The sequence below is a fragment of the Halopseudomonas pertucinogena genome, from assembly GCF_014646575.1.
GTDB lineage: Bacteria > Pseudomonadota > Gammaproteobacteria > Pseudomonadales > Pseudomonadaceae > Halopseudomonas > Halopseudomonas pertucinogena.
In genome coordinates this window covers 523269-545867 of the sequence record NZ_BMNN01000001.1, presented here as the reverse complement: position 1 = coordinate 545867, position 22599 = coordinate 523269, and the positions used below count along the sequence as shown (strand labels likewise).

Sequence of the window (22599 nt, the reverse complement as noted above, 5' to 3'; positions counted from 1 at the left end):
GGAGGGTTGCGTCGGGCGCTGTCTGGTCTGGTCGCCCTGTGTCTGCTCAACATTTTCCCGGCTGTTGCCGAACCGCCGAAGCGCATCGTCTCCCTCGACCTGTGCATGGACTGGATCCTGGCCCACCATGCCGATCCGGCGCAGGTGGCAGCGTTGTCACCCATGCACAAGCGTTATCCGATCCAATGGATCGAGGCAGGCTGGCCGAGCCACGACGGTACTCTGGAACAGGTGGTTGAGCTGCAGCCTGATCTGGTCCTGGCCGGGCAATTCAGCGCACTGCTGTTGCGAGAACGCCTGCGCAGCCTGGGTTACCGGGTCGAGGTGCTGGCCTTGCCGACGACCTTTACCGAGGTGGAAGCCTACGAGCGCCAGCTGTTGACCCTGATCGGTGGTGATCCAGAGCAGGCAGCACCCGCGCCCGCCCCCTCATCGCCGGCACTCGACGCCAAACGCCTGCTGCTGCTGGACGCCAACGCCATCGGCACCGGGCCCGGCACCTTTGAACACCAGATCCTCGAGCAGGCCGGCTGGCGGAACTACCTGCATCACGAGGGGCTGGTCAGGCTGGATCTGGAACAGATCGTCAGCGACCCGCCGGATGCCATACTCTTTGCCGCACCGGAACATCAGGCGCTGGCCAATCGCTTCGCCGAACATCCGGTACTGCGCCGCAGCGTGCCCGCCGACGGCTGGCTGAGTACCGAATACTGGCGCTGGCAATGTCCCGGTCCCTGGACCTGGGATCTGATAAGGCAACTCAATCAATGGCTCGACTGATTACCCCGGCGCTGCTGGGCCTGTTACTGGCGACCTTCCTGCTGTCGCTTGGCGTCGGCTCCACATCCGTGGCCGTGCTGCCCGGCCTGTACGGCTTTCTGACCGGCCAGGTCGGGCTGGACGCCATCGTCATCGGCGAGATCCGCCTGCCGCGCACCCTGATCGCGCTGTGCGTCGGTGCCGCGCTGGGACTGAGCGGCGCTGCCCTGCAGGGCCTGCTGCGCAACCCCCTGGCCGAACCCAGCCTCACCGGCGCCAGCCAGGGCGCCGCACTGGGCGCTGCCAGCGTGTTCTACTTCGGTCTGTTCCCGCAACTGGGCGCCGCCGCACCGGGCGTCGCCGGGCTGATCGGCGCTGCCGTGGCGCTGACCCTGATGCTGATGCTGGCCGGCTCGGCCCGCTCGCACATGGTCATCATGGCCGGTCTGGCCATTTCCACCCTGAGCGGCGCGGCCCTGGCGACCGTGCTCAACTTCGCCCCCAATCCCTATGCCATGCAGGAGCTGGTGTTCTGGCTTCTGGGGTCGGTGTCCGAACGGGGGCTGGAACACCTGTGGCTGCTGTGCCCCGCCCTTCTGGCGGGCAGCGCACTGATCCTCAGCCAGCGCCGTCTGCTCAGCGGCCTGAGCCTGGGCGACGAAGTGGCCCGCAGCCTGGGCCTGAACGTGCGCTTTGGCAGCATCATGCTGGTGCTGGGCGCGGCCATGCTGGTCGGCTCCTCGGTGGCAGTGGCGGGGAGTATCGGCTTCGTCGGCCTCCTGGTGCCGCATATCCTGCGGCCGCTGGTACAGCATCGGCCGGAGCGGCTGCTGATTCCCGCAGCGCTGGCCGGCGCCATTCTGGTGTGCCTGGCAGATATCGGCGTACGCCTGCTGCCCCCCGGCCGCGAACTGAAACTGGGCGTACTGACCTCGCTGCTGGGCGCACCGCTGTTCATCTGGCTGGTATGGAAGGAGCGCAAGCGGTGGATCTGATCAGCATCCAGCACCTGGGCGTCGGCCAGCGGCTGATGGACGTCAACCTGAACCTGAAAGCCGGAGAAATGCTCGGCATCATCGGCGCCAACGGCGCGGGCAAATCCACCCTGCTGCATTGCCTGGCGGGTATTCAGGCCCACCAGGGCGACATACACCTGGCCGGCACCGCGATAAAGACCCTGCCCCAGCGCCAGCGCGCGCAGCAGCTGGGCTTTCTACCGCAGAGCAGTACCAGCGCCTGGGCGCTTACCGTGCGGGATGTCATCAGCCTCGGACGCCTGCCCTGGGGCGACGACAACGCCGATGCCATTGCCCAGGCCGCAGCGGTAGCCGGGGTGGATAGCTGGCTGGATCGTCAGGTAGATCAGCTCTCCGGCGGCCAGCAGGCCAGGGTCTGGCTGGCGCGGGTACTGGCCGGCCAACCCAGGGTGATACTGGCCGACGAGCCGGTCGCCAGCCTCGACCTGTTCCAGCAGCAGAACGTGTTGCGCCTGCTGCGCCGCTACGCCCGGAGCGGGCGGGCGGTCATGCTGTCGATCCACGATCTGTCCCTTGCCGCCCGTTACTGCGACCGGCTGTGCCTGCTGCACGAAGGCAGGCTGCTGGCACTGGGCACACCCGCCGAGGTGCTGACCAGACACCACCTGCAACAGGCCTTTCAGATCGACGCGCATATCGACCTGGAAAGCGATCCGCCTGTGATTATTCCGAGGTAAAGTCCATGGCGTTCAAGTTCGGCAAGAACATTGACGAGATGTGTTATCCCTTCATGTACGAGAGCTCGTCGCTGTGCGACTTCGAGATCATCACCGATGAACTGTGCGGCCACATCGGCGCGATCATTTCCCATCTGCCTGAAGACATGCCGGACATTGCCGCAGATCTTGAGCAGATACAGCCGCTGGCCTTCCACATCAACGGCTCCATCCGCGGCCGCCTCGCCGTCAGCGAAGAAGACCAGGCCTGGTTGCAAACGCGCCTGAACCACTACAAAGAAGAAGTAGCCGACCGCCTTCACGGCTTCGTCCTCCCCCGCGGTACCCCACCCGTCCCACAACTGCACCTGGCCCGCTCCGCCTGCAAGAAAGCCATCCGCGCCATGGTCAGGGTCGACCAGGAAGGCAAGGAAGTGCCCATGCTGCTGCCGCGGATGTGCAATATGTTGTGTAACTTCTTCTTTGTGCTGACGCTGGTGATCAACAAGCGTCGCGGAGTTGTGGAGCCGGGGTTCGTTAGTCGGAGTTATGGGCGGGATTCCTGACCTCGCGCCAAGCCAACGCCTAGCGCTGAAGAAACCTACCCATCCTGACTTGACGCCCTACGTCCGAAACGCGAGCATGATGGCAAAACAATAACAACGTCAGGAGTATCGCATGACCGCGCTCGAGCGCCGCAGTTTTGCAGTCGCCGTTGCATTGGGGCTGATCTACCTCGCATTGATCCCCCTCAAGCCCTACCCGCTGAGCTGGCTGCTCAAGCCTATCCCCATGCTCACATTTGCGCTGCTTGCCTGGCGAGCCTGGCGCGGGATTATCGGCATACTGCTGGCCGTGGCATTTATCGGAGCCGCCGGCGGCGACTTCTTCCTCGACTACGGCGACCGCGACGGCCTGTTTATCCAGGCACTCTGCTCCTTTCTGGTCAATCAACTCGCCCTCGTCGCCGCCTTCGCCCTCATGGCCAAAGGCAAGCCATGGCTGCGCTGGCGCATGCTCCCGGTCACCCTCTATAGCCTCCTGCTGGCTCTCTGGCTGGTACCCGCCGCCGGCGCCTATCAACTACCAGTCGCTATCTACCTATTCTGCCTCTACGCCATGGCCATCATGGCCTGCCGGGTAGAAGACAAACCCGGCATGCTGTGGCTGGGCGCAATGCTGTTCGTGATAGCGGACTCGCTGATCGGGGTGAATAAGTTTGCGATGCCGTTTGAGTATGCGGTGCAGGTGATTGTGGCGGTTTATTTTACGGGGCAGGTCTTGATTGCGGCGGGGGTGGTGAGACTGAAGTGGGGAGGCCCCTAATGTCCGCTTTCAGCTGAGAACGGAAGCTAAAAAGGCAATATCACCTTCGAATCAAGGCAACCAGCCGGGTGTTTGGTGTAGCGCGGTGTCCCGCCGCCGTCGGTTGTTCAGCCTATGTAGCCGGTACTGGGTTCGTCCTTCGCGTTGCGCTGATTCATCTGCTTGTCCCTGTCAGATATTCACTACTGACTTACACCTGGGATAATCCGAGCAGCCCCAGAAACTATCACCGGCATTCGCGCCCCGCTTGGCGGTGCGCTTGATCATCGTGGCATTGCAGTTGGGGCAGCTCGGCGGGAGTGGTTGCGTGATAGCGGCCGGCTCTGCAACAGGTCCGGTCTGCTGAGCTTTGTGTTGGGTTACCCACTGTTTGAGGGCTATTCCGTCAACCAGCTGAATATTGCGACCCGATGCAAAACCCTGCGCTTCTTTAGTAAATCGCCCCGAGGTAACTACAAACCCACCCGCAGCACCCTCCACTGCCATGGCCCCGAAGAACTCGCGGATCACGGCGACGCCCACCTTGAGCGAGCGCCAGTGTTTGCATTGCACCAGATACTTTTCACTATCCTTGCGCAAAACCAAGTCCACCCCGCCGTCGGGGCCGTTGCCGCCGGTTTCGGTGATGCTGTACCCCTGGCGGCGGAAGGCTTCGCCGACCAGTTGCTCAAACTGGCGCCAGTTCAGGCCGTCGATCGCCTTGCCGGGCTGGGTGGCGGCCTGTACGTCGGCAAGGAGTTTCTTGCGACGTACACGGGACACAACAGAGCTGATGGCGGCGAGTACGCAGGCGAAGGGGAGGAGGTACTGGCCTCCGTAGGCGAAAGTGCGCAGCAGTTGCCCCATAACTATTCCGCCTACCTGGTCCAGCGTGGCGCCGGATACGTCCATAGGTCTGCTGGCAATGGAGCTGAGTATCAGCCATGAGAGCAGAGCAATACCCAGACAGGCCCACCAGGGCAGCCGAGCCATAATATTGATGAGATCTTCGAAACCTGACGTGCGCTTGCGACGAGCCATCCATGGTCTCCTGTATCAGGGCGCCTTTGCTAAGATCGACGTTACCCCGTTTGGTACAAGTAGGCAAAGGTCCAGGCGAGGCACTCAAGCTCAGCCAGCGCTTACCAGGTCTTTTGACGCGTTCCTTCCATACATTCCTTAACGTCGTCATCGATCACGCTATCGGGCTTGATGCAATCTTTCATATTTCGCCTCGGTCCTCTATTGGCTATAGCTTCCTGCCTTGCACGGCTTTCCAGTGCGGTACGGGCCCCCTGTCCCAAAGGCCCCTCGGACGCGGCCATGTATTCAAGAACGGTGTTATTCACTGATCTGGATATGGCTTGGGCGGCTGGTTGTATCGCCTCGCCGACTTGCGTGGCGATCGGCTTTTGTCGTTCCTCGGCTGCAAGTGGCGCACCTATCAGCAAAAGGAGAACAGCCAGTTTTCTCATCTCAACGCTCCATGTCCAAGGGAAACCCACATTACCCTTTTCCTCAGCCTGGGCAAACCGTCGCTGCGGTCCACTGCCCCAACTGCTCCAGTATTTCAGGCAAAAAAGAGGGCGCAACGCGCCCTCTCGGTAGCCATTATGCCGTAGCCGGCGTTTTCACCTCTCTGTCCACCATATCCTTGCCCAACCGGGTCCAGGTCAACAGGAAGCAGATTGCGCTGGCTCCGTACAGGCAGGCCATGATGACCATGGAGGTCTGCAGGCTCTGCGCGTAGACCTGTCCGCAGACTTCCCGCAGCTCCGGGCTCAGTTGACCGATCACGGAGGGGTGGCACTGGTTGCGGGCCAGTTCGCCAGCCGCTACGCCGTATTCGGCGGCACCGGAGTTGAAGAAGATGTCGGAGATCAGGCCAATGAACAGCGGGCCGAAGCCGTAACCGATCAGGTTGACCAGAAGCAGCATCACTGCGGTGGCCATTGCACGTACGCGCATGCTTACCACGCCCTGGCCGATCGTGTACTGAGCGGCCAGATAGCCGTATTTCACGAAGCCGCCGATAATCAGCCCGAGCGCAGCGTAGAGCAGATTGTTTGTGGTGAAGGCGAAGACATAGAAGGGAATCGACAGTGCCAGGCCTGCCGCCGGTACCCAGGCGATGGCGCCGGGGTGCTTCTTGTAGATCCTGGTCGCCAGCCAACCGGTGGCGAAGGTGCCGACCGCAGCGGACAGGGCGACCGGCGTGTTGATCCAGATGGCAGCCTGACCGGCGGTGATTTCGTAGGTGCGCACCAGGAAGAGTGACTGGAACGAGGAGATACCGTAACCGCAGAACGCGGCAATGGTGGCGCCGGCGGTCATCAGCCAGAAGGCAGGCTTGCGCATCAGCTCGTGGATAGCCTCGCTCAGGCTGGCTCGCTCCTTTTTCGTGGCTTCCGGCGGATCGGTGTAGCCCCGCGGCGGCTCCTTGACCGTGAGCTTGAAAACAAGCGCGACGAGCAGGCCCGGCAAGCCAACAACGAAGAAAGCGGTGCGCCAGTCGAACACGTCGGTCACCCAGCCGCCGATGATGTTGGCGAACATGGTGCCTAGCGTGACGCCCATGGCGTAGAAGCCCAGCGCCTGGGACCGTTCACGCGGGATGAAATAGTCGGCGATCAGGGAGTTGGCTGGCGGCGTGCAGCCGGCCTCGCCGATACCCACACCGACCCGACACATCAGCAGAATCCAGAACGCGCCGATGGTGACCGAGCCGATGGTGACTTCCGTGGCCAGGCCGCAAAGCGCGGTCATCAGCGACCACAGGGCCACGCAGACGGTCATGATCCAGACACGGTTGGCGACATCGGCATAGCGCGCCAGCGGGACGCCCACGGCCGTGTAGAGCAAGGCGAAACCGAAGCCGGTGAGAAGCCCGAACTGGGTGTCGGTGAGCCCGAGGTCGGGCACCAGATCGGGGCCGACGACCGCCAGCAGGGCGCGGTCGACGAAATTCAGGATGTAAATGAATGTCAGCGCGAAGAGCACATAATTGCGGTACGCCTTGGAGCCGTAGCCGGTCAAGTGGCCTTGGTCTCCCCCTTCTCTGGCAGTGATGGATCTCATGGACAATGCGCCTTCCAGGTTGTTGTTATAGGTTTGATGCGGGCTGTAATCGCACGCTGATGTTACCCACTCATGACGGCGTCTGCCTGGCCCGGAGAACAGTTGAAAGCTCTTCCGACCAGACGACCCAGATCCACTATATCCGCTTATTGGGTAGGGTGGCGCTCAGTATTGTTGAGTTTTATTACAGGTAATATTCAGCGGCGAGTGACGCCCCGGCGCAGGTGGTTACATGCCGGGTTCAGGGCGCTGATGGCGCATGGTCATCGGCAGCAATCGTTGCAGAATGTCCGCCAGGGTAATGACGCCACGCATCTGCCCATCGCTCATCACTGCAGCAAGCTGCACGCTGGACTGGCGCATCCGGGCCATGGCTTCGTAGATCGGCGTCTGCGCATCCAGCAGATGAACCGGGCGGGCAATCTCGCGTGCCGGCCTGGAGTCCGGTTCCAGCAATGTGTCACGAAGGTGCACTACCAGTGGATCAGCGGCGCTGTCGCCCAGCATCAGAATGCGCAGGTGGCCGGACGCCAGAGCGGCAGCTCGGACGTCCGCCACGGTTGCTCCATCCGGCACATGCGTCGGCGATGCTCCTTCCACCAGCAGCGCGTCGATCGTCTCCGAACCGAGGTCGATGAGACTGGAGATCTGTTGCTGCAGCTGGGGCTTCAGGGTCCCCACCCGGGCCGAATGCTCCACCAGCTGCCGAATGGTGGCGATGTCCTGGCCGCCCACGGCGGCGCTTTCCACCGGCTCGACGCCGGATGCCTTCACCAGTCGGTTGGCAATGCGGTTGACCCATTTCATCAGGGGGCGCAGCGGCCAGATATAGGCTCGCCCCGCCAATCCGACCGCCAGCGCCGATCGTTCCGGATGCGCTATCGCCCAGGATTTGGGTGCCATTTCGCCGACCACCAGATGCAGGAAGGTCACGAAGAAGAAAGCCATGGCAAAAGACGCGCCATTGGCAGCCCATGCGGGCAGGCCCAGCAGGAGCAGCACCGGGCCAAGCCAGTTGTCCACGGCGGGCTTGGTTACCGCGCCCAGGGCGAAGGTGCAGAAGGTAATGCCCAACTGCGCGCCTGCCAGCATCAGCGTCAGGTCGTTCATGCCCCGCAGCGCCGCTCGGGCGGAGCGGCTGGTCACCGCCAGTTCCTCAAGGCGGTGGCGGCGTGCGCCAAGCAGGGCGAATTCGATGATGACAAAGAAGGCGCTCAGCGCGATGAGAGCCAGGGTCACCAGAGTGACGACCAGAGGATTGCTCACTGCTCATCTCCTGTGACGGTTGTCTCAATCAGCCGTACGCGCACCTGCGTCGGAACGTAGCGATCGACTTCCAGTACATCTATGACCAACTGACGCAGAACGGGCACATCAGCCACCAGTTCGGATGGGTCAACCGGCAGATCGACCGACACCACGTCCCCTTCCGCAGGCAGTGCACCCAGTTCGGCGATCAGCAGCCCGGCCACTGTCTCGACATCCTCACGGGGCAGGTCATGACCTATGGCCCGCTCGACCTCGTCGAGGTGAACGTCACCGTCCATCACCCAGCTGCCGTCGTCGCCCGCCACTACTGTCTCGCTGACCTCGAGATCGTGCTCGTCGGTAATCTCGCCGACGATTTCCTCGGCCAGATCCTCCAGCGTCAGGACGCCGGCAAACCCACCGTATTCATCGATGACGCAGGCGAGCTGATTATTGGTCTGGATCAATTGAGCGAGCGCATCCGGCAATGACATCAGCGTGGGGATGACCGTTGCCGGGCGCATTATCGAATCGACGGTATCAGCGGTATCAGCGGCGCCACCGGCACCCAGGCGCTCAAGCACATCCGCCAGGTGCACCACGCCGACCGGCGTGTCTTCGTCGACCACCGGGTACCGGGTGTGCCCGGTCGCCATGAGCTCATGCAGCTCGCCGAGGGTCGTATCCGGATCCAGCCAGTCGACCTGGGATCGCGGGATCATTGCATGCTCGGCATCGCGCTGCGGGAAGTCGAGGATACGGTCCAGCATCAGCGACAGCTCATGCGGCAGGTCACCGCTGTCCCGGGAGTCGGAAATGATGTGTGGCAGCTCGTCGGCGGACACGCTCACATCCAGATCGTGCACCGGCTCGATGCGCAGCAGGCGCAGAAACAGGTTGGCTGCCTTGTCGAAGAAGCCGATAAGCCAGCCGAACACCGTGAGGTAGATGAGCGTTGAGCGTGCCAGGGCGCGGGCCATCGGCTCGGCGCTGGCAATGGCGAGGTTCTTCGGGTAGAGCTCGCCGAATATCATCTGAACAAGGGTGGCCACCACCAGCGCACCGACGGTGCCAACCGAGACGCCGACTTCCCGGGAGATACCCACGCCACCAAGCAGCTCACCCAGCGAACGCCCGACAAAGGGCTCCGTAACGAAGCCGATCATCAGGCCGGTTATGGTGATGCCCAGCTGTGCACCGGAAAGCATGAAACTCGTGCGCCGGGTGACCTGAAGCGCACGCCGGGAGGCGGCGTCGCCGTCCGCCGCACGGGCAGCCAGCCGCGTCCGGTCCACGGCCATGTAAGCGAACTCCTGTGCAACGAAATAGCCGTTGGCCGCGATCAACGCCAGGATAATGAGAATGCCGATCAGCAGGGTGAGCGTGGACTCGATCACCGCTTCACCTCGCGATAGGTCATGGGAAGAACGTCGGGGCGTGGGAAGTTACTCGTGTTCACAATGGACCCAGGGCAAAAATGGTGGATGTCAGTATAGTAAACGCCGCTGAACCGGCGTCTCGGAGTGTGTGCGTCAGCGAGCGCGATAACTCCGGCGACAGCCACAATCGATGGATGGTGAAAGGAACCGATGCAAGCAACTGTCAGACCCGTTCTTCTACTGCTGCTGTTTGCGGTAATTTCCGCCTGCAGCACTGCTCCCAAACCCGGCTCCGCCGGCAAGTGGGTCGGCCACAAGGAAGCCGGACAGGCCTCTTACTATGCGGACCGATTCCAGAACAGAAAGACTGCCAGCGGCGAGCTCTACAAGGCGGGCAGAAAGACCGCAGCCCACCGCACCCTGCCCTTTGGCTCCCAGGTGAAGGTGACGAACGTGCGCAACGGCAAGAGCGTGGTGGTGCGCATCAATGACCGGGGACCATTCGTTCGCGGGCGGGTTATCGACCTGTCGCGCTCTGCCTTCGCGAGTATCGGTGATGTTTCTGCCGGTTTGCTGAATGTGCGGATTGAGGTCATAAGGTAAACGTTAAGAAGACTGATCAGAAGCTGAACACAGAGCTGGAGGGCAACAATGATTGATGAACAGGACCGCGTGCATCTCAGACGATGCATTGAGCTCGCAGCCGAAGCGCTGGAGGCCGGCGATGAGCCTTTCGGTTCGGTACTGGTCTCGGCCGAGGGAGACGTGCTGTTCGAGGATCGCAACCGGGTGGCGGCGGGCGATCATACTCAACATCCGGAATTCGCCATTGCCCGCTGGGCGGCGCAGAATATGCGCCTCGAGGATCGGGCCCGGGCTACGGTGTACACCTCTGGCGAGCACTGTCCGATGTGCGCGGCGGCCCACGGCTGGGTGGGATTGGGTCGTATCGTCTATGCGAGCTCATCAGCGCAGCTTGGCAGCTGGCTGGCGGAGCTGGGAGTGTCGCGCGGGCGGGTGCGCTCCTTGCCCATCGGCGAGGTGATTGCCGATACCGAGGTGGAAGGCCCGGACGACGAACTGGCAGCTCAGGTGCGTGAGCTGCATATCAAGCGGCACACAGAACATTAAGGCGGAGTATCAGTATGCGTATTTGTGGTATCGAATTGACCGGCAATGATGCCGTGGTGTGCCTGCTTCACGAAGACCAGGGCCTGTTCAATCTGCCGGATGCGCGCATCCGCAAGCTGACCCTGAAGAAGGACCATACCCGGGCCGACCTGCAGCGGTTTCAGGCGGATATGGTGCAGTTTCTGAAGGACTACAAGGTCGAGAAGGTCGTCATCAAGGAGCGGCTCCAGAAGGGCAAGTTTGCCGGTGGTGCCATCAGCTTCAAGCTGGAAGCGGCCATTCAGCTGATTCCGATACCGGAGATCGACGTTGCGCTGGTGTCGGCGGCGCAGATCAAGTCGGTAGTGGCCGAGCATCCGCTGCCGGTGGCCTTTGCCGAAACCGGGCTGAAGCAATTTCAGGAGGGGGCTTTCATGGCGGCGTATGTGGGGCATTTTCTGGGGTAACCAATCGCCGCGGGGTCGCGGCTCCTACGGTCGGGGGCAATACCGCTCACAGATCATCTTCGATTTAACTAAAGATGATCTGAAATAAAATCACTTCTGCTCATGATAAGCGCAACCTAAGATGTCCTCCATTCAACGGCCGGCCTCCCCAAGCCAAGGGGGCCGGCTACGCCTTGTCGGAAGAACAGGACATCGATTCATGACCACCGAACTGAATTTCACCATCGAGCGCACCCGCTTCGATGAAGACTACCGGCCGGCCGAAAATACCCGGATCACCACCAACTTCGCCAACCTGGCGCGTGGAGAGAACCGCGAGGAGAACCTGCGCAACACCCTGACGATGATCAACAACCGGTTCAACAGTCTGGCGCACTGGGATAACCCGAACGGCGATCGTTATGCGGTCGAGCTTGATATTGTGTCGGTCGAGCTGGATGCCCGTGCCGAGCTCGGCGGCCCTGGCCTCCCGTTGATCGAGGTGTTGCAGACGAAGATTCTGGACCGGCAAACCGGCAAGCGGATTGACGGCATCGTCGGGAACAACTTTTCATCCTATGTGCGTGATTACGACTTCAGTGTGCTGCTGCGGGAGCACAACAGAGGCCGGACGAAATTCAGCGTGCCGGATAATTTCGGCGACCTGCATGGCAAGCTCTTCAGATCCTTCGTCAATTCAGAAGCCTACAAGAGCAGTTTTGCCAAGCCGCCGGTCATCTGCCTGAGCGTTTCCAACAGCCGGGTCTATCACCGCACCGAGAACCAGCATCCCGTGCTGGGCCATGAGTACCGGCAGGAGGAGCAATCCCTGACGGACAGGTATTTCAGCAGGATGGGTCTGCAGGTGCGCTACTTCATGCCGCCCAACAGCGTAGCGCCGCTGGCGTTCTACTTCTCCGGTGACCTGTTGGTCGATTACACCGATCTCGAGCTTATCGGCACGATCAGCGTGATGGATACCTTCCAGAAGATCTACCGGCCGGAGATCTACAACGCCAATTCAGTCGCCGGCAAATGCTACCAGCCAAGCCTGGAACACAAGGATTACTCCGTCACCCGCATCGTTTACGACAGGGAAGAGCGCAACCGCCTGGCTCGCGAACAGGGGAAGCTGGCGGAAGAAAGCTTCCTCAGACCGTACCGGGATTTCCTTGAGCGGTGGTCCGCCAGTTACACCTTTCAACTGATTTAAACAGGTCCAGATGATGAAGAAGATATTGCCCACCTCCACTGCGGGCAGCTTGCCCAAGCCCTCCTGGCTGGCACAGCCGGAAACGCTCTGGTCAGAATGGAAACTGCAGGGGGAAGAACTGGCCGAGGGCAAGCGGGACGCCCTCAGCCTGGCGCTGCACGAGCAGCAGCTGGCCGGCATCGATATCGTCAGTGACGGTGAGCAGTCGCGCCAGCACTTTGTCACCACCTTCATCGAGCATCTGGATGGTGTGGATTTCGAGAAACGGGAGACGGTGCGCATCCGAAATCGCTATGACGCCAGCGTGCCTACCGTCTCCAGCGCGGTCAGCCGTCAGAAGCCGGTGTTTGTCGAAGACGCGCGGTACCTGCGTGCGCAGACCGACCGGCCGATCAAATGGGCTCTGCCCGGCCCGATGACCATGATCGACACCCTCTACGATGCCCACTACAAGAGCCGGGAGAAGCTGGCCTGGGAGTTCGCCGGCATACTCAATCAGGAAGCACGGGAGCTGGAAGCAGCGGGCGTGGACATCATCCAGTTCGATGAGCCGGCCTTCAACGTGTTCTTCGACGAGGTGAACGACTGGGGCATTGCCACGCTGGAGCGTGCCATCGAGGGGCTCAAGTGTGAAACAGCGGTGCATATCTGCTACGGCTACGGCATCAAGGCCAACACCGACTGGAAGAAGACCCTGGGCTCGGAGTGGCGGCAGTACGAGGAAATCTTCCCCAGGCTGCAGGCGTCCAGTATCGACACCATCTCTCTGGAGTGCCAGAACTCCCGGGTGCCCATGGAGCTGCTGGAGCTGGTGCGTGGCAAGAAAGTGATGGTCGGCGCCATTGATGTGGCCAGCCACGACATCGAAACGCCCGAACAGGTGGCGGATACCCTGCGCAAGGCACTCAAGTATGTGGATGCGGACAAGCTCTGCCCGTGCACCAACTGCGGCATGGCTCCCCTGCCCCGCCATGTGGCCAGAGGCAAACTGCACGCGCTGACGGCGGGCGCCGAGATCGTACGCAGGGAGCTGGCGGGCTGATGCTGTAGAAATGAAAAAGCCCCGCTGAGGCAACTCCGAGCGTAGCCGCTCCTGCGGGAGGGATTATTCGGCGCTTTGCGCCTCCCCCCCCTTCGGGACGGTTCGTCGCCACGACCGCCGTCGCTGCGCTCCGGGCGTTCCTCAGCCCGCTTCGCGGGCTTCGGTCGAACTGTTAGGGTTCTCACCGACCCTGCACCTGATAAACGAAAAAGGCCCAGCTTTTCAGCTGGGCCTTTTCGTTTATTTGGCGGAGAGGGAGGGATTCGAACCCTCGATACGCTATTAACGTATACACACTTTCCAGGCGTGCTCCTTCAGCCACTCGGACACCTCTCCGCAATCCCGGTGCTGGACGTTGCCAGTTCCGAGGCGCGCTAATGTACCCAAACCAGAGCGGTTTGGCAAACCCTATTTACGGAACTCGACAGTCATTGGCTTCCTAGTAAACTGCCATGCAGGCCGGCTCTGGACCGGCAGCTTCCACAAACCGAGGGATCTTTGATGAGCGAGCTGGTTTCCTACAGTTTTTCCGATGGTATTGCCCGTATCGGCCTGGACAACGGCAAGGTCAATGCCCTGTCGCCCGAGCTGTTTGCCGAGCTGAATGCGGCACTGGACCGTGCTGAGCAGGACCGCGCGGTGGTGGTGATCAGCGGCAAGCCCGGTATTTTCTCCGGCGGCTACGACCTGAAGGTGATGACCTCCAGCGCGGACGCAGCCAAGGGCCTGGTAAGCATCGGCTCGACACTGTCCCGCCGGCTGCTGTCGCACCCCTTCCCGGTGATGGCGGTGTGCACCGGCCACGCGATCGCCAAGGGCGCCTTCCTGCTGCTGTCGGCGGACTACCGCATCGGCGTTGAGGGGCCGTTCAAGATCGGCCTGAATGAGGTGGCGATCGGCATGACCATGCACCACGCCGGTATCGAGCTGGCCCGCGCCCGGCTGAGCAACAGTGCCTTCAACCGCACGGTCATCAACGCCGAAATGTTCTCCCCCCAGGACGCTGTTGAAGCCGGCTTCCTTGATCGCGTGGTGCCCGCCGAGGAGCTGGAAGCGGAGGCGTTGGCCATGGCCGCGCAGCTGACCAGGCTGAACATGACCGCCCACCGCAACACCAAACTGAAAACCCGCAAGGCGCTGCTGGAGCGGCTTGACTGGGCGGTGGAAGAGGACAAGCAGCACACGCTCTGATGGACTCGATAACCCAGGCGGTACTTGGCGCGTCGCTCCAGGGCGCGCTGCTCGGGCGTTGGCAAGGGCGCAAGGCCCTGCTTTACGGTGCGATGCTGGGCACCCTGCCGGATATGGATGTGGTCATCGACTACGGCGATGCTGTCGCCAACATGACCTACCACCGGGGTTTCAGCCACTCGCTGCTGGTGGTCGCGATCGTCAGCGTGTTGCTGGCCTGGCTGGTCCGGCGCTTCCGGCCCCACCCCGATTACAGCGGGCTGCGTCTGTGGCTGTGCATATGGCTGGTGCTGACCACCCACGTGCTGCTGGATGCCTTTACCACCTACGGCACCCAGCTGTTCTGGCCGTTCACCACCCCGCCTGTGGCGATTTCCAGCATCTTCATCATCGACCCGCTGTATACCGTGCCCTTGCTGGCGGCGGTGATCATTGCCCTGGCGGTGGGGCTCAGGCGACGCCTGGGGGTGCGGGCGCAATACGCGGCCCTGGGCCTGAGCACGCTGTATCTGCTCAGCACCCTGGCGGGCAAGCAGATGGCCGAGCAGCGGCTGGACCAGGCGCTGACCCGGGCCGGCATCGAGCCGGAGGCGGTGTTCGTCTCGCCGACGCCCTTCAATACGGTGTTATGGCGCCTGGTGGCAGTGGACGGCGATGATTACTACGAGGGACTGACCAGCTGGCTGGATCGCAATCCGCCCCGGCTGGAACGCCTGCCGCGCCGGGTCAGCGAGGCCCGGGCGGCGCTGGCGGATTCACCCCAGCATCAGCGCCTGCGCTGGTTCACCAATGACCTGCTGCGCTACGACCTGATTGATGGCTACTGGGTGGTAACTGACGTGCGCCTGGGCATGACCGGCTATCACCCCTTCCGCTTTGCGCTGAGCAGGCAGACGGAGGATGGCACCCAGGAGCTGATCGATTCTGTCGAGATGTGGCCGGCACCCGAGCGGGACCTGTCCGGCCTCAGGCCGCTGTGGCACCGCGCCCTGAACGAGCACTACCCGCTCTCGCTCGGCGCCCTGGCCAGCGGGCTGTCGCTGTCTCCCGGGCTGCGCTGAACCGGCCCGCCTGCTGAGGGCGGCCGGGTCGGCTCGATCAACAGCAGCGGGTCGCCGTCATGCACCCATTCCCGCCAGATGGCCAGCAGCAGCGACATCAGTACCGGGCCGACGAACAGCCCCACCAGCCCCATGGTGGTCACCCCGCCGATCAGACCGAAGAAAGTCAGCAGGAACGGCAGTTTGATCGGTCCGCCGACCAGTGACGGGCGGATGGTCTTGTCGACGATGAACAGCTCGACCGAACCCCAGATGAACAGCGCCACCCCGGCAAACAGGTCGCCGCTGCCGACCAGGTAGAGCGACACCAGAGTGAAGGCCAGCGGTGCGCCGCCGGGTATCAGCGCCATCACACCGGTGATCACACCCAGCGCCACCGGGGAAGGAACACCGGCTATCCAGTAGGCGATACCCAGCACGATGCCCTCGCCTATGGCGATCAGTCCCATGCCGATAACGGTAGCGGTAACGGTGGCCGGTACCATGCGCGAGAACCGCTGCCAGCGCGCCGGCAGCACGCCCTCCCCCACCCGGTCCAGCTGGGCCACGAGGGTGCGCCCGTCACGGTACAGGAAGAACAGGGTGATCAGCATGAACAGCAGTGCCAGCGCGAGAGAGAACGCCTTGCCGCTCATGGTCATGATGACCCGCGAGACGTTGCCCAGATGCTGCCCGCTGGCCATCTGGATGATCTCGCTTATGGCGTGGGGGTGGTTGAGATATTCGTTCCACTGCTCCGCCAGCCAGATGCCGACAAAGGGCAGCGCCGCAATCCAGCCCGGCACCTCGGCACCGACCCGGTTGGCCTCCACCAGCCAGGCCATCCAGCTCTGCGCCTCTTCCAGCGCAAAGCTCAGCGCCATGGTCAGCGGCACCACTATCACCACCAGGATCAGCACGATGGCAATAGCCGAGGCAAGGTTGCGGCGTCCGCCGCACAGGCGCAGCAGGTGCTGGTACAGCGGCCAGCTGGCGAACGCGACAATCAGCGCGGCCAGTACCGGAACAATGAAACCATGAAAGAAATAGATTCCGGCGACAACCACCAGCAGCAACAGCCAGCGTGCAACCGAGTGGGACGAGACGATGGTGGGTGATGGGGGTGTACTCATTGGCTCCCTTCAGTGTTCGACGGGCTCAGACCGAACCGCTCTCTGCGGCCATCATAGCAGCCCCGCCGGCGGGCCTATAATCAGAATACTTTTACAGTCTGTTTACATGACGGGACATAAGTCACCCTGATATCACCCCTGCTGCCCATACTATCGCCCGTTCTGCAATAATGTCGAACCCTTCGCCCTGTCGACCCGGATAACATGAAGCACCTCAGATCCCCGGCAATGGCCGCCTGCCTGCTGGCCATCTTCACCACCATCTTTGCCAGCCATACGCCGACGCCGCTGTATGCCATGTGGCAGCAAGCCTGGGGCTTCTCTTCCACCGCACTGACCGCCGTGTTCTCGATCTACGTGCTGGGCGTGGTGGTCACGCTGCTGACCATGGGCTCGCTCTCCGATCAGGTCGGTCGACGGCAGATGCTGCTGCCGGGCCTGGTGTTCATCCTCTGCGGGTCGGCAATCTTCATGCTGGCCTCGGACATCCATCAGCTCGGGCTCGCCCGCCTGCTCACCGGTATCGGCACCGGTCTGGTCACGGGGGCGGCCACTGCCGCCGTGGTCGAGATGGAGCCGAACGGCAACTGGGCCCGCGGCGCGACCTTCGCCGCCCTGGCCTTCACTCTGGGGGCGAGCATGGGGCCAACCGTGAGTTCACTGGCCCTGCTCTGGAGCAACCACGCACATATATGGGCCTTCACTGTCACCATCGTGCTCTGTCTGGCGTGCATCTTCATGCTGTTGAGGGCGCCCTGGCCGAGCGACCTGGGCCAGCGGCAACCGGGGTTCAGCATGCGCGCCTGGCGGCCCACGCCGATACGGGTGCCGCGCCATCTGCTGGGCACCTTCCTGTTTGCCGCCTCCGCCATGTGTCTGGCCTGGTCCACCGGCAGCCTCTATTCGTCCCTGGGACCATCGATGGCGCGGGATCTGATCGGCGTTACCGAGCTGGCCCTGGCCGGTCTGTTCGCTGCGGGTTGGCAACTGGTGGCGGGTGTGACGCAGTTTGCCAGCCAGCGCCAGCCCCTCAGCCGCCTGCTGATCCTCGGGCCGGCGTTGCTGATCGCAGGTCTCGGCGCGCTGGCCGGCGCGGTGCTGATGGAGTCGGTATGGCTGTTCAGTCTTGCGACCGTTGCCACCGGCATGGGCGCCGGCACTACGGGGGTGATCGCGACGATCACCATCGCCCGCTCGGCGCCACCGGCCGAACGTGGCGGCATGACCTCGGCGTTCTATCTGGCCGCCTATCTGACCATGGCCACCGTGGTGCTGGGGCTGGGTTTTGCCAGCGACCGGCTGGGTATGGTCAACAGCATGCTCGGGTTCACCGTGCTGATTTCAATCGCGGCGGTGGCGCTGACATTCATGCGCAAGCAGGTTCAGCCGTAGAGAAAGCGCCACAGGAAGAAGCACAGGATGCCGCCGGCGATGGTTGCCAGCAGGTTGCGCCAGCGCGCGGCGATGATGATGGCGGCAACACCGCCGACCAGATAATCGTTATCCAGCGACAGCTGCAGCCCTTCGCCATCGGGCATCAGCATGACCGGCACGGCGATGGCCGACAGCACCGCCACCGGCACATAGGTCAGCGCCTGGGTCACCAGCGGGCTGAAGCGGACCTTGTGGCCCACCGCGAACAATGTGTAGCGGATGGCGAAGGTGATGACCGCCATGCCCAGAATCAGGGCAATCTCGAAAGTGTTCATGGCGCCTCCACCGCGGCAGGCCGATCGCGGAGCGCCCAGCGCTCGGCCACCACCCCGGCCGTCACCCCAAGCAGCGCTGCCAGCATCAGGCCCAGCTTCCAGGGCAGACCATGGGCAGCCACGGCCACCGTGCTGGCTACCAGCGCCGCCACGATCATCGGCTGATTGCGCAGCAGCGGCACCACGATGCCGATGAAGGTGGCGATCATGGCAAAGTCCAGCCCCCAGTCGCCCAGCGAAGGCAGCGCCTGGCCCAGCAACACGCCAACCAGCGAGCAGGCGAACCACAGGCTGTACATGGCCAGGCACGATCCCAGGAAGTACCAGTGCTTGCGCTCCAGCGGCGAGTCATTCAACAGATAATGGCGGTGCACGACCGCGAAACTCTCATCGGTCAGCCAGAACGCCAGCGCCACCCGCCAGCGCTGGGGCAGATGCCGCACGAAGGGCAGCAGGCTGGCGCTGTAGAGCATGTGTCGCAGATTGACGATGAGGGTGGTCAGCAGGATCACCGTCAGGCTGGTGCCGGAGGCAACCAGGCTGGCAGCGACAAACTGCGCCGAGCCGGCGAACACCAGCAGCGACATGGCCAGGGTGGCACCCACCGACAATCCCGACGAGACCGCCAGGGTGCCGTAGACAATGCCGAAGGGCACGGCGCCCACGAGCATGGGTATGGTATCGCGCATGCCCAGCAGGAATTCCCGCGATGCAGACATTCTAATCCCAGGTAGCAAAACGTATTCAGAGACTGACGTAGCGGCTGATCAGCGCGCGCAGTGCCGCCGGCTTTACCGGTTTGGGCAGATAGTCGAGCCCGTGCAGACGGATCCGCGTGACCAGTTCGTTACGACCGTCGGCACTGATGACCACGCCGGGCAGATCGGGATTGATCTTCTCCCGCAGCCAGTTCATGAGTTCAAGTCCGGTGTCGCCATTATCCAGATGGTAGTCGGCCAGCACCAGCTCGGGCATGAACCCGCTGTCCAGCACCGCCTGAACCTCCTTGCGGTCCCGCGCCACCGCGACGTTGCACTGCCAGCGGCTGAGCAGGCTCTGCATGCCGGTGAGAATGGTCGCCTCGTTATCGATGCACAGCACCTGGGCACCGCTCAGCGGCGGCACCTGCACCGACCGCGCAACGCGTGGTGACCGGTCATAGCGGGCCAGCGGCACCGTCACGCTGAACACGCTGCCACGCCCCGGCCAGGAGCGCACCGACAGTTCATGGCCCAGCACCCGGCACAGGCCGTCGGCTATCGCCAGGCCAAGCCCCAGCCCCTTCTCGGCCTGAGTACGGTGGTTATCCAGCCGCTGGAACTCCTCGAAGATCGTCTGCAGCTTGTCCCGCGGGATGCCAGGCCCCTGGTCCCAGACTTCGAGGCGCACCGCATCGGGCAGCCGGCGCATGCCCAGCACCACGCGGGAATTGCCGGCATAGCGGAAGGCGTTGGTCAGGAAATTCTGCAGGATACGGCGCAGCAGGCGGATGTCACTGCGCACCCGCAGCCGGCTGTTGTGTACCCGCAGATCCACGCCCTGCTCCAGCGCAAGAGCGCCGAACTCCACGCGCAGCGGCTCGATCAGCTCGGTCAGCACGAAGTCGCTCCACTCGGGAGTGATGCGCCCCGACTCAAGGCGGGACAGATCGAGCAGGTCGGAAATCAGATCCTCCGCCGAGCGCAGGGAGGTATCCAGATGCCGTACCAGCTCCTGTGCTTCCAGCGGCAGATTGGGCTGATGGGCCAGCGAGGCGGAGAACAGCCGCGCGGCGTTCATCGGCTGCATCAGGTCATGACTGACCGCCATCAGGAAGCGCCCCTTCGACTGACTGGCCTGCTCGGTCTGGGCCTTGGCCTGGATCAGCGCCTTGTTCAGCTCGGACAATTCGCGGGTGCGTTCGATTACCCGCTGTTCGAGGCTCTCGTTGGCTTCCTTGAGCGCGTTCTCGGCCTCGCGGAAGGCGGTGATGTCGGTGAAGCTCATGACAAAGCCGCCGCCCGGCATGGGATTACCGATGATCTCGATCACCCGACCGGTGGGGAACAGCCGCTCGGAGCGGTGGGCCGTGCCGCGGCGCATCCAGTTGACGCGCTTTTCCATGTGCATGTAAGGGTCACCGGGGCCGCACAGGCCGCGCTTGGCATTGCACAGAATCAGATCGGCAATCGGCCGGCCGATGGTGATCAGGCCGTCGGGATACTGGAACATTTCCAGATAGCGCTGGTTCCAGGCTACCAGCCGCAGCTCCTTGTCGACCACGCTGATGCCCTGGGTAATGTTCTCGATCGCGCCCTGCAGCAGGCCGCGGTTGAACTGCAGTACCTCGGAGGCCTCGTCGACAATGCGCACCACATCCTCGAAGTGCATGTCCCGGCCTTCGATCGCTGCCTTCACCACCACCCGTGCCGACGAGGCGCCCAGCACCCCTGCCAGCAGCCGCTCGGTCTGGGTGATCCAGTTGCTGTCAGCCACCTGCGCCGGGTTGAACACCACGCCCTGGGCCTCGGCAAAGCGCTCGAAGCCGGTCTGCGCCCGCTCGTCACCGACGAACCGCGCAGCGAGCATCAGCAGATCCGCCACGGTAACCCGCAGCATCGCCCGGCTTGGGCCACTGTCCAGCTCGTCATCAAGACTGACGAAGCGGCTGGCCTGCCAGTGCTCGGTTACCCGGGTACGGCTGAAGAGCGACACCACCACGAACACCACGAAATTGCAGCCCAGCGCAACCAGACTGCCCAGGGTGATCGGGTCCAGCGGCAGTCCGAAGGCATCCGGATACATCCCCTGCAGCAGCGGCATGTCCGCCACGTTGACCGCCTGGAGCAGCGGCATGACCAGCAGATAGAACCAGAGACTGACGCCCACCAGCAGGCCGGCAAGTACCCCGGTGCGATTGGCCTGTTTCCAGAACAGCGCACCGAACATGGCCGGCGCCAGCTGGGCGATCGAGCCGAACGCGATCTGCCCGGTGTTGGCCAGGCTGCCTGAGTTGGCAATCATGCGGTACACCACGTAGGCCAGCAGCAGGATGATCAGGATCGCGCTGCGCCGCAGGTTGAGCATCCACCCGCGGAATTCCTCGTAGGAGCGCTCCTGCTGCTTGCGCTTGCGCAGCAGCAGCGGCATGACCACGTCGTTGGAGACCATGGTGCTCAGTGCAATGGCCGCAACAATGACCATGCCGGTGGCGGCCGATGCGCCGCCGAGAAAGGCCAGCAATGCGAGAACCGGGCGTCCTTCCATCAGCGGCACGTTGATTACGTAGGAATCCGGCGACAGCTCGGTGCCGAACTGCAACTGCCCGGCCAGGCTGATCGGCAATACGAAGATGCCGGCCAGCAGAAGATAAGCCGGGAACACCCAGCGCGCGGCCCGCAGGTCGCCGGACTGGATGTTCTCCACCACCGCCACCTGAAACTGCCGCGGCAGACACAGGAACGCCAGGATAGCGATCAACGTCTGGAACGCCAGGTTCATGTGCATGGTTTCCCGCTGCCAGTATTCCTCCAGCGCCGGGCTGCTGGTGGCCCGCTCGATCAGTTCGCCCACCCCGCCGAACAGGATGAAGGTGACGAACACGCCGACCGCGATGAACGCCAGGAGCTTGACCAGGGACTCGAAGGCAATGGCCAGCATCATGCCGCGGTGGTGCTCGGTGGCGTCCAGACTGCGGGTACCGAACAGGATGGTGAACAGCGCCAGGACCAGCGTTACCACCAGCGCGGTTTCATCGGAGCTGCTGACTTCTCCTCCGGTCAGGGACACACCGGTGCCGGTCAGCAGATTGAAGCCCAGCACGATACTCTTGAGCTGCAGGGCAATATAAGGCAGCACGCTGACCAGACACAGCGCGGTCACCACCACCCCCAGGCTCTGGGATTTGCCGTAGCGGGAGGCGATAAAGTCGGCGATGGAGGTGATGTTCTCCTGTTTGCTGATGGCCAGCATGCGCGCGATCATGCGCCACCCGACCATGCACAGGATGATCGGCCCGATATAGATGGGCAGGAAGTCCCACATCTGGCCTGCGGCCATGCCCACCGCGCCGAAGAAGGTCCAGCTGGTACACCAGACGGCAATGGACAGGCTGTAGACCCAGATGCGCAGGCGCGGGCCGAACTCGCCGGTCTGCCGGTCGCCCCAGAAGGCGATCGCGAACAGCAGGGCGATATAGATCAGGAATGTGGACGCAACCAGCCCACCTGAGAGCATCATTGGTGGAATTCACCTCGTGTAAAGGCGGCATAGTC

22 protein-coding genes and 1 tRNA gene are annotated in these 22599 nt (G+C 62.9%); 13 read left to right on the top strand and 10 right to left on the bottom strand.

The window, feature by feature from the left end; all coding sequences use genetic code 11:
- Positions 1 to 6 precede the first annotated feature (6 nt).
- From IEW63_RS02515 to IEW63_RS02495, 5 genes are all read left to right on the top strand, one after another.
- A complete protein-coding gene (locus tag IEW63_RS02515; RefSeq protein ID WP_188635011.1) occupies positions 7 to 780 on the top strand; it encodes a substrate-binding domain-containing protein in 774 nt (257 codons plus the stop codon).
- Positions 768 to 1754, top strand: a complete 987-nt coding sequence (locus tag IEW63_RS02510; RefSeq protein WP_188635010.1) for a FecCD family ABC transporter permease — start codon at positions 768 to 770, stop codon at positions 1752 to 1754. Before IEW63_RS02515 ends, IEW63_RS02510 begins: the two co-directional genes overlap by 13 nt.
- Entirely contained in the window at positions 1745 to 2473 is a 729-nt protein-coding gene (locus tag IEW63_RS02505; protein WP_188635009.1) for an ABC transporter ATP-binding protein, read from the top strand. The genes IEW63_RS02510 and IEW63_RS02505 overlap by 10 nt, the downstream gene beginning before the upstream one ends.
- A gap of 5 nt (positions 2474 to 2478) precedes the next feature.
- A complete protein-coding gene (locus IEW63_RS02500) occupies positions 2479 to 3018 on the top strand; it encodes an ATP:cob(I)alamin adenosyltransferase (RefSeq protein ID WP_188635008.1) in 540 nt (179 codons plus the stop codon).
- A gap of 112 nt (positions 3019 to 3130) precedes the next feature.
- Positions 3131 to 3778, top strand: a complete 648-nt coding sequence (locus tag IEW63_RS02495; protein WP_188635007.1) for a lysoplasmalogenase — start codon at positions 3131 to 3133, stop codon at positions 3776 to 3778.
- 171 nt (positions 3779 to 3949) lie between these two features.
- On the opposite strand, the gene IEW63_RS02490 is transcribed toward IEW63_RS02495, so the two are convergent.
- From IEW63_RS02490 to IEW63_RS02470, 5 genes are all read right to left on the bottom strand, one after another.
- Positions 3950 to 4798: a restriction endonuclease gene (locus IEW63_RS02490; RefSeq protein ID WP_188635006.1), complete on the bottom strand. Its 849-nt coding sequence runs from the start codon at positions 4796 to 4798 to the stop codon at positions 3950 to 3952.
- 101 nt (positions 4799 to 4899) lie between these two features.
- Positions 4900 to 5232 carry a hypothetical protein gene (locus IEW63_RS02485; protein WP_188635005.1) on the bottom strand — a complete coding sequence of 111 codons (333 nt, stop codon included), beginning with the start codon at positions 5230 to 5232 and terminating at the stop codon, positions 4900 to 4902.
- Positions 5233 to 5368: 136 nt separating this feature from the next.
- The gene (locus tag IEW63_RS02480; protein WP_188635004.1) at positions 5369 to 6835 is read right to left on the bottom strand and encodes a spinster family MFS transporter; all 1467 of its coding nucleotides are present in this window, start codon (positions 6833 to 6835) and stop codon (positions 5369 to 5371) included.
- 228 nt (positions 6836 to 7063) lie between these two features.
- Complete coding sequence (locus IEW63_RS02475) at positions 7064 to 8101, bottom strand: CNNM domain-containing protein (protein ID WP_188635003.1); 1038 nt, start codon at positions 8099 to 8101, stop codon at positions 7064 to 7066.
- Positions 8098 to 9480 (bottom strand): hemolysin family protein, encoded by a 1383-nt coding sequence (locus IEW63_RS02470; RefSeq protein ID WP_188635002.1) that lies wholly within the window; start codon positions 9478 to 9480, stop codon positions 8098 to 8100. Before IEW63_RS02470 ends, IEW63_RS02475 begins: the two co-directional genes overlap by 4 nt.
- 192 nt (positions 9481 to 9672) lie before the next feature.
- Here IEW63_RS02470 and IEW63_RS02465 point away from each other — a divergent pair, with 192 nt between their 5' ends.
- From IEW63_RS02465 to IEW63_RS02445, 5 genes are all read left to right on the top strand, one after another.
- A complete protein-coding gene (locus IEW63_RS02465) occupies positions 9673 to 10065 on the top strand; it encodes a septal ring lytic transglycosylase RlpA family protein (protein ID WP_188635001.1) in 393 nt (130 codons plus the stop codon).
- Between the two features lie 48 nt (positions 10066 to 10113).
- Positions 10114 to 10593 (top strand): nucleoside deaminase, encoded by a 480-nt coding sequence (locus tag IEW63_RS02460; protein WP_188635000.1) that lies wholly within the window; start codon positions 10114 to 10116, stop codon positions 10591 to 10593.
- 14 nt (positions 10594 to 10607) lie between these two features.
- On the top strand, positions 10608 to 11039 hold the full coding sequence (locus IEW63_RS02455; RefSeq protein WP_188634999.1) for a DUF3010 family protein: 432 nt from the start codon (positions 10608 to 10610) through the stop codon (positions 11037 to 11039).
- Positions 11040 to 11238: 199 nt separating this feature from the next.
- Positions 11239 to 12231 carry a DUF1852 domain-containing protein gene (locus IEW63_RS02450; protein WP_188634998.1) on the top strand — a complete coding sequence of 331 codons (993 nt, stop codon included), beginning with the start codon at positions 11239 to 11241 and terminating at the stop codon, positions 12229 to 12231.
- Between the two features lie 13 nt (positions 12232 to 12244).
- Positions 12245 to 13273, top strand: a complete 1029-nt coding sequence (locus IEW63_RS02445; protein ID WP_188634997.1) for a methionine synthase — start codon at positions 12245 to 12247, stop codon at positions 13271 to 13273.
- 245 nt (positions 13274 to 13518) lie between these two features.
- Here the strand turns inward: IEW63_RS02445 and IEW63_RS02440 are convergent.
- A tRNA-Ser gene (locus tag IEW63_RS02440) sits at positions 13519 to 13609 on the bottom strand.
- A 165-nt stretch (positions 13610 to 13774) separates the two neighbouring features.
- On the opposite strand from IEW63_RS02440, the gene IEW63_RS02435 reads away from it, so the two are divergent.
- Both IEW63_RS02435 and IEW63_RS02430 read left to right on the top strand, forming a co-directional pair.
- On the top strand, positions 13775 to 14464 hold the full coding sequence (locus tag IEW63_RS02435) for a crotonase/enoyl-CoA hydratase family protein (RefSeq protein WP_188634996.1): 690 nt from the start codon (positions 13775 to 13777) through the stop codon (positions 14462 to 14464).
- A complete protein-coding gene (locus IEW63_RS02430; RefSeq protein ID WP_188634995.1) occupies positions 14464 to 15525 on the top strand; it encodes a metal-dependent hydrolase in 1062 nt (353 codons plus the stop codon). Before IEW63_RS02435 ends, IEW63_RS02430 begins: the two co-directional genes overlap by 1 nt.
- Here the strand turns inward: IEW63_RS02430 and IEW63_RS02425 are convergent.
- Entirely contained in the window at positions 15465 to 16637 is a 1173-nt protein-coding gene (locus IEW63_RS02425; RefSeq protein ID WP_188634994.1) for an AI-2E family transporter, read from the bottom strand. The two genes, IEW63_RS02430 and IEW63_RS02425, sit on opposite strands and share 61 nt — an antisense overlap.
- Positions 16638 to 16841: 204 nt before the next feature.
- On the opposite strand from IEW63_RS02425, the gene IEW63_RS02420 reads away from it, so the two are divergent.
- Entirely contained in the window at positions 16842 to 18029 is a 1188-nt protein-coding gene (locus tag IEW63_RS02420) for an MFS transporter (protein ID WP_188634993.1), read from the top strand.
- On the opposite strand, the gene IEW63_RS02415 is transcribed toward IEW63_RS02420, so the two are convergent.
- The 3 genes from IEW63_RS02415 to IEW63_RS02405 are packed head-to-tail and all read right to left on the bottom strand — an operon-like array spanning position 18020 to position 22564.
- Positions 18020 to 18346, bottom strand: coding sequence for an AzlD domain-containing protein (locus IEW63_RS02415; RefSeq protein ID WP_188634992.1), 327 nt, complete (start codon positions 18344 to 18346; stop codon positions 18020 to 18022). The two genes, IEW63_RS02420 and IEW63_RS02415, sit on opposite strands and share 10 nt — an antisense overlap.
- On the bottom strand, positions 18343 to 19065 hold the full coding sequence (locus IEW63_RS02410; protein ID WP_188634991.1) for an AzlC family ABC transporter permease: 723 nt from the start codon (positions 19063 to 19065) through the stop codon (positions 18343 to 18345). The genes IEW63_RS02415 and IEW63_RS02410 overlap by 4 nt, the downstream gene beginning before the upstream one ends.
- Before the next feature lie 25 nt (positions 19066 to 19090).
- Positions 19091 to 22564, bottom strand: a complete 3474-nt coding sequence (locus tag IEW63_RS02405) for a hybrid sensor histidine kinase/response regulator (protein WP_188634990.1) — start codon at positions 22562 to 22564, stop codon at positions 19091 to 19093.
- Positions 22565 to 22599 lie beyond the last annotated feature (35 nt).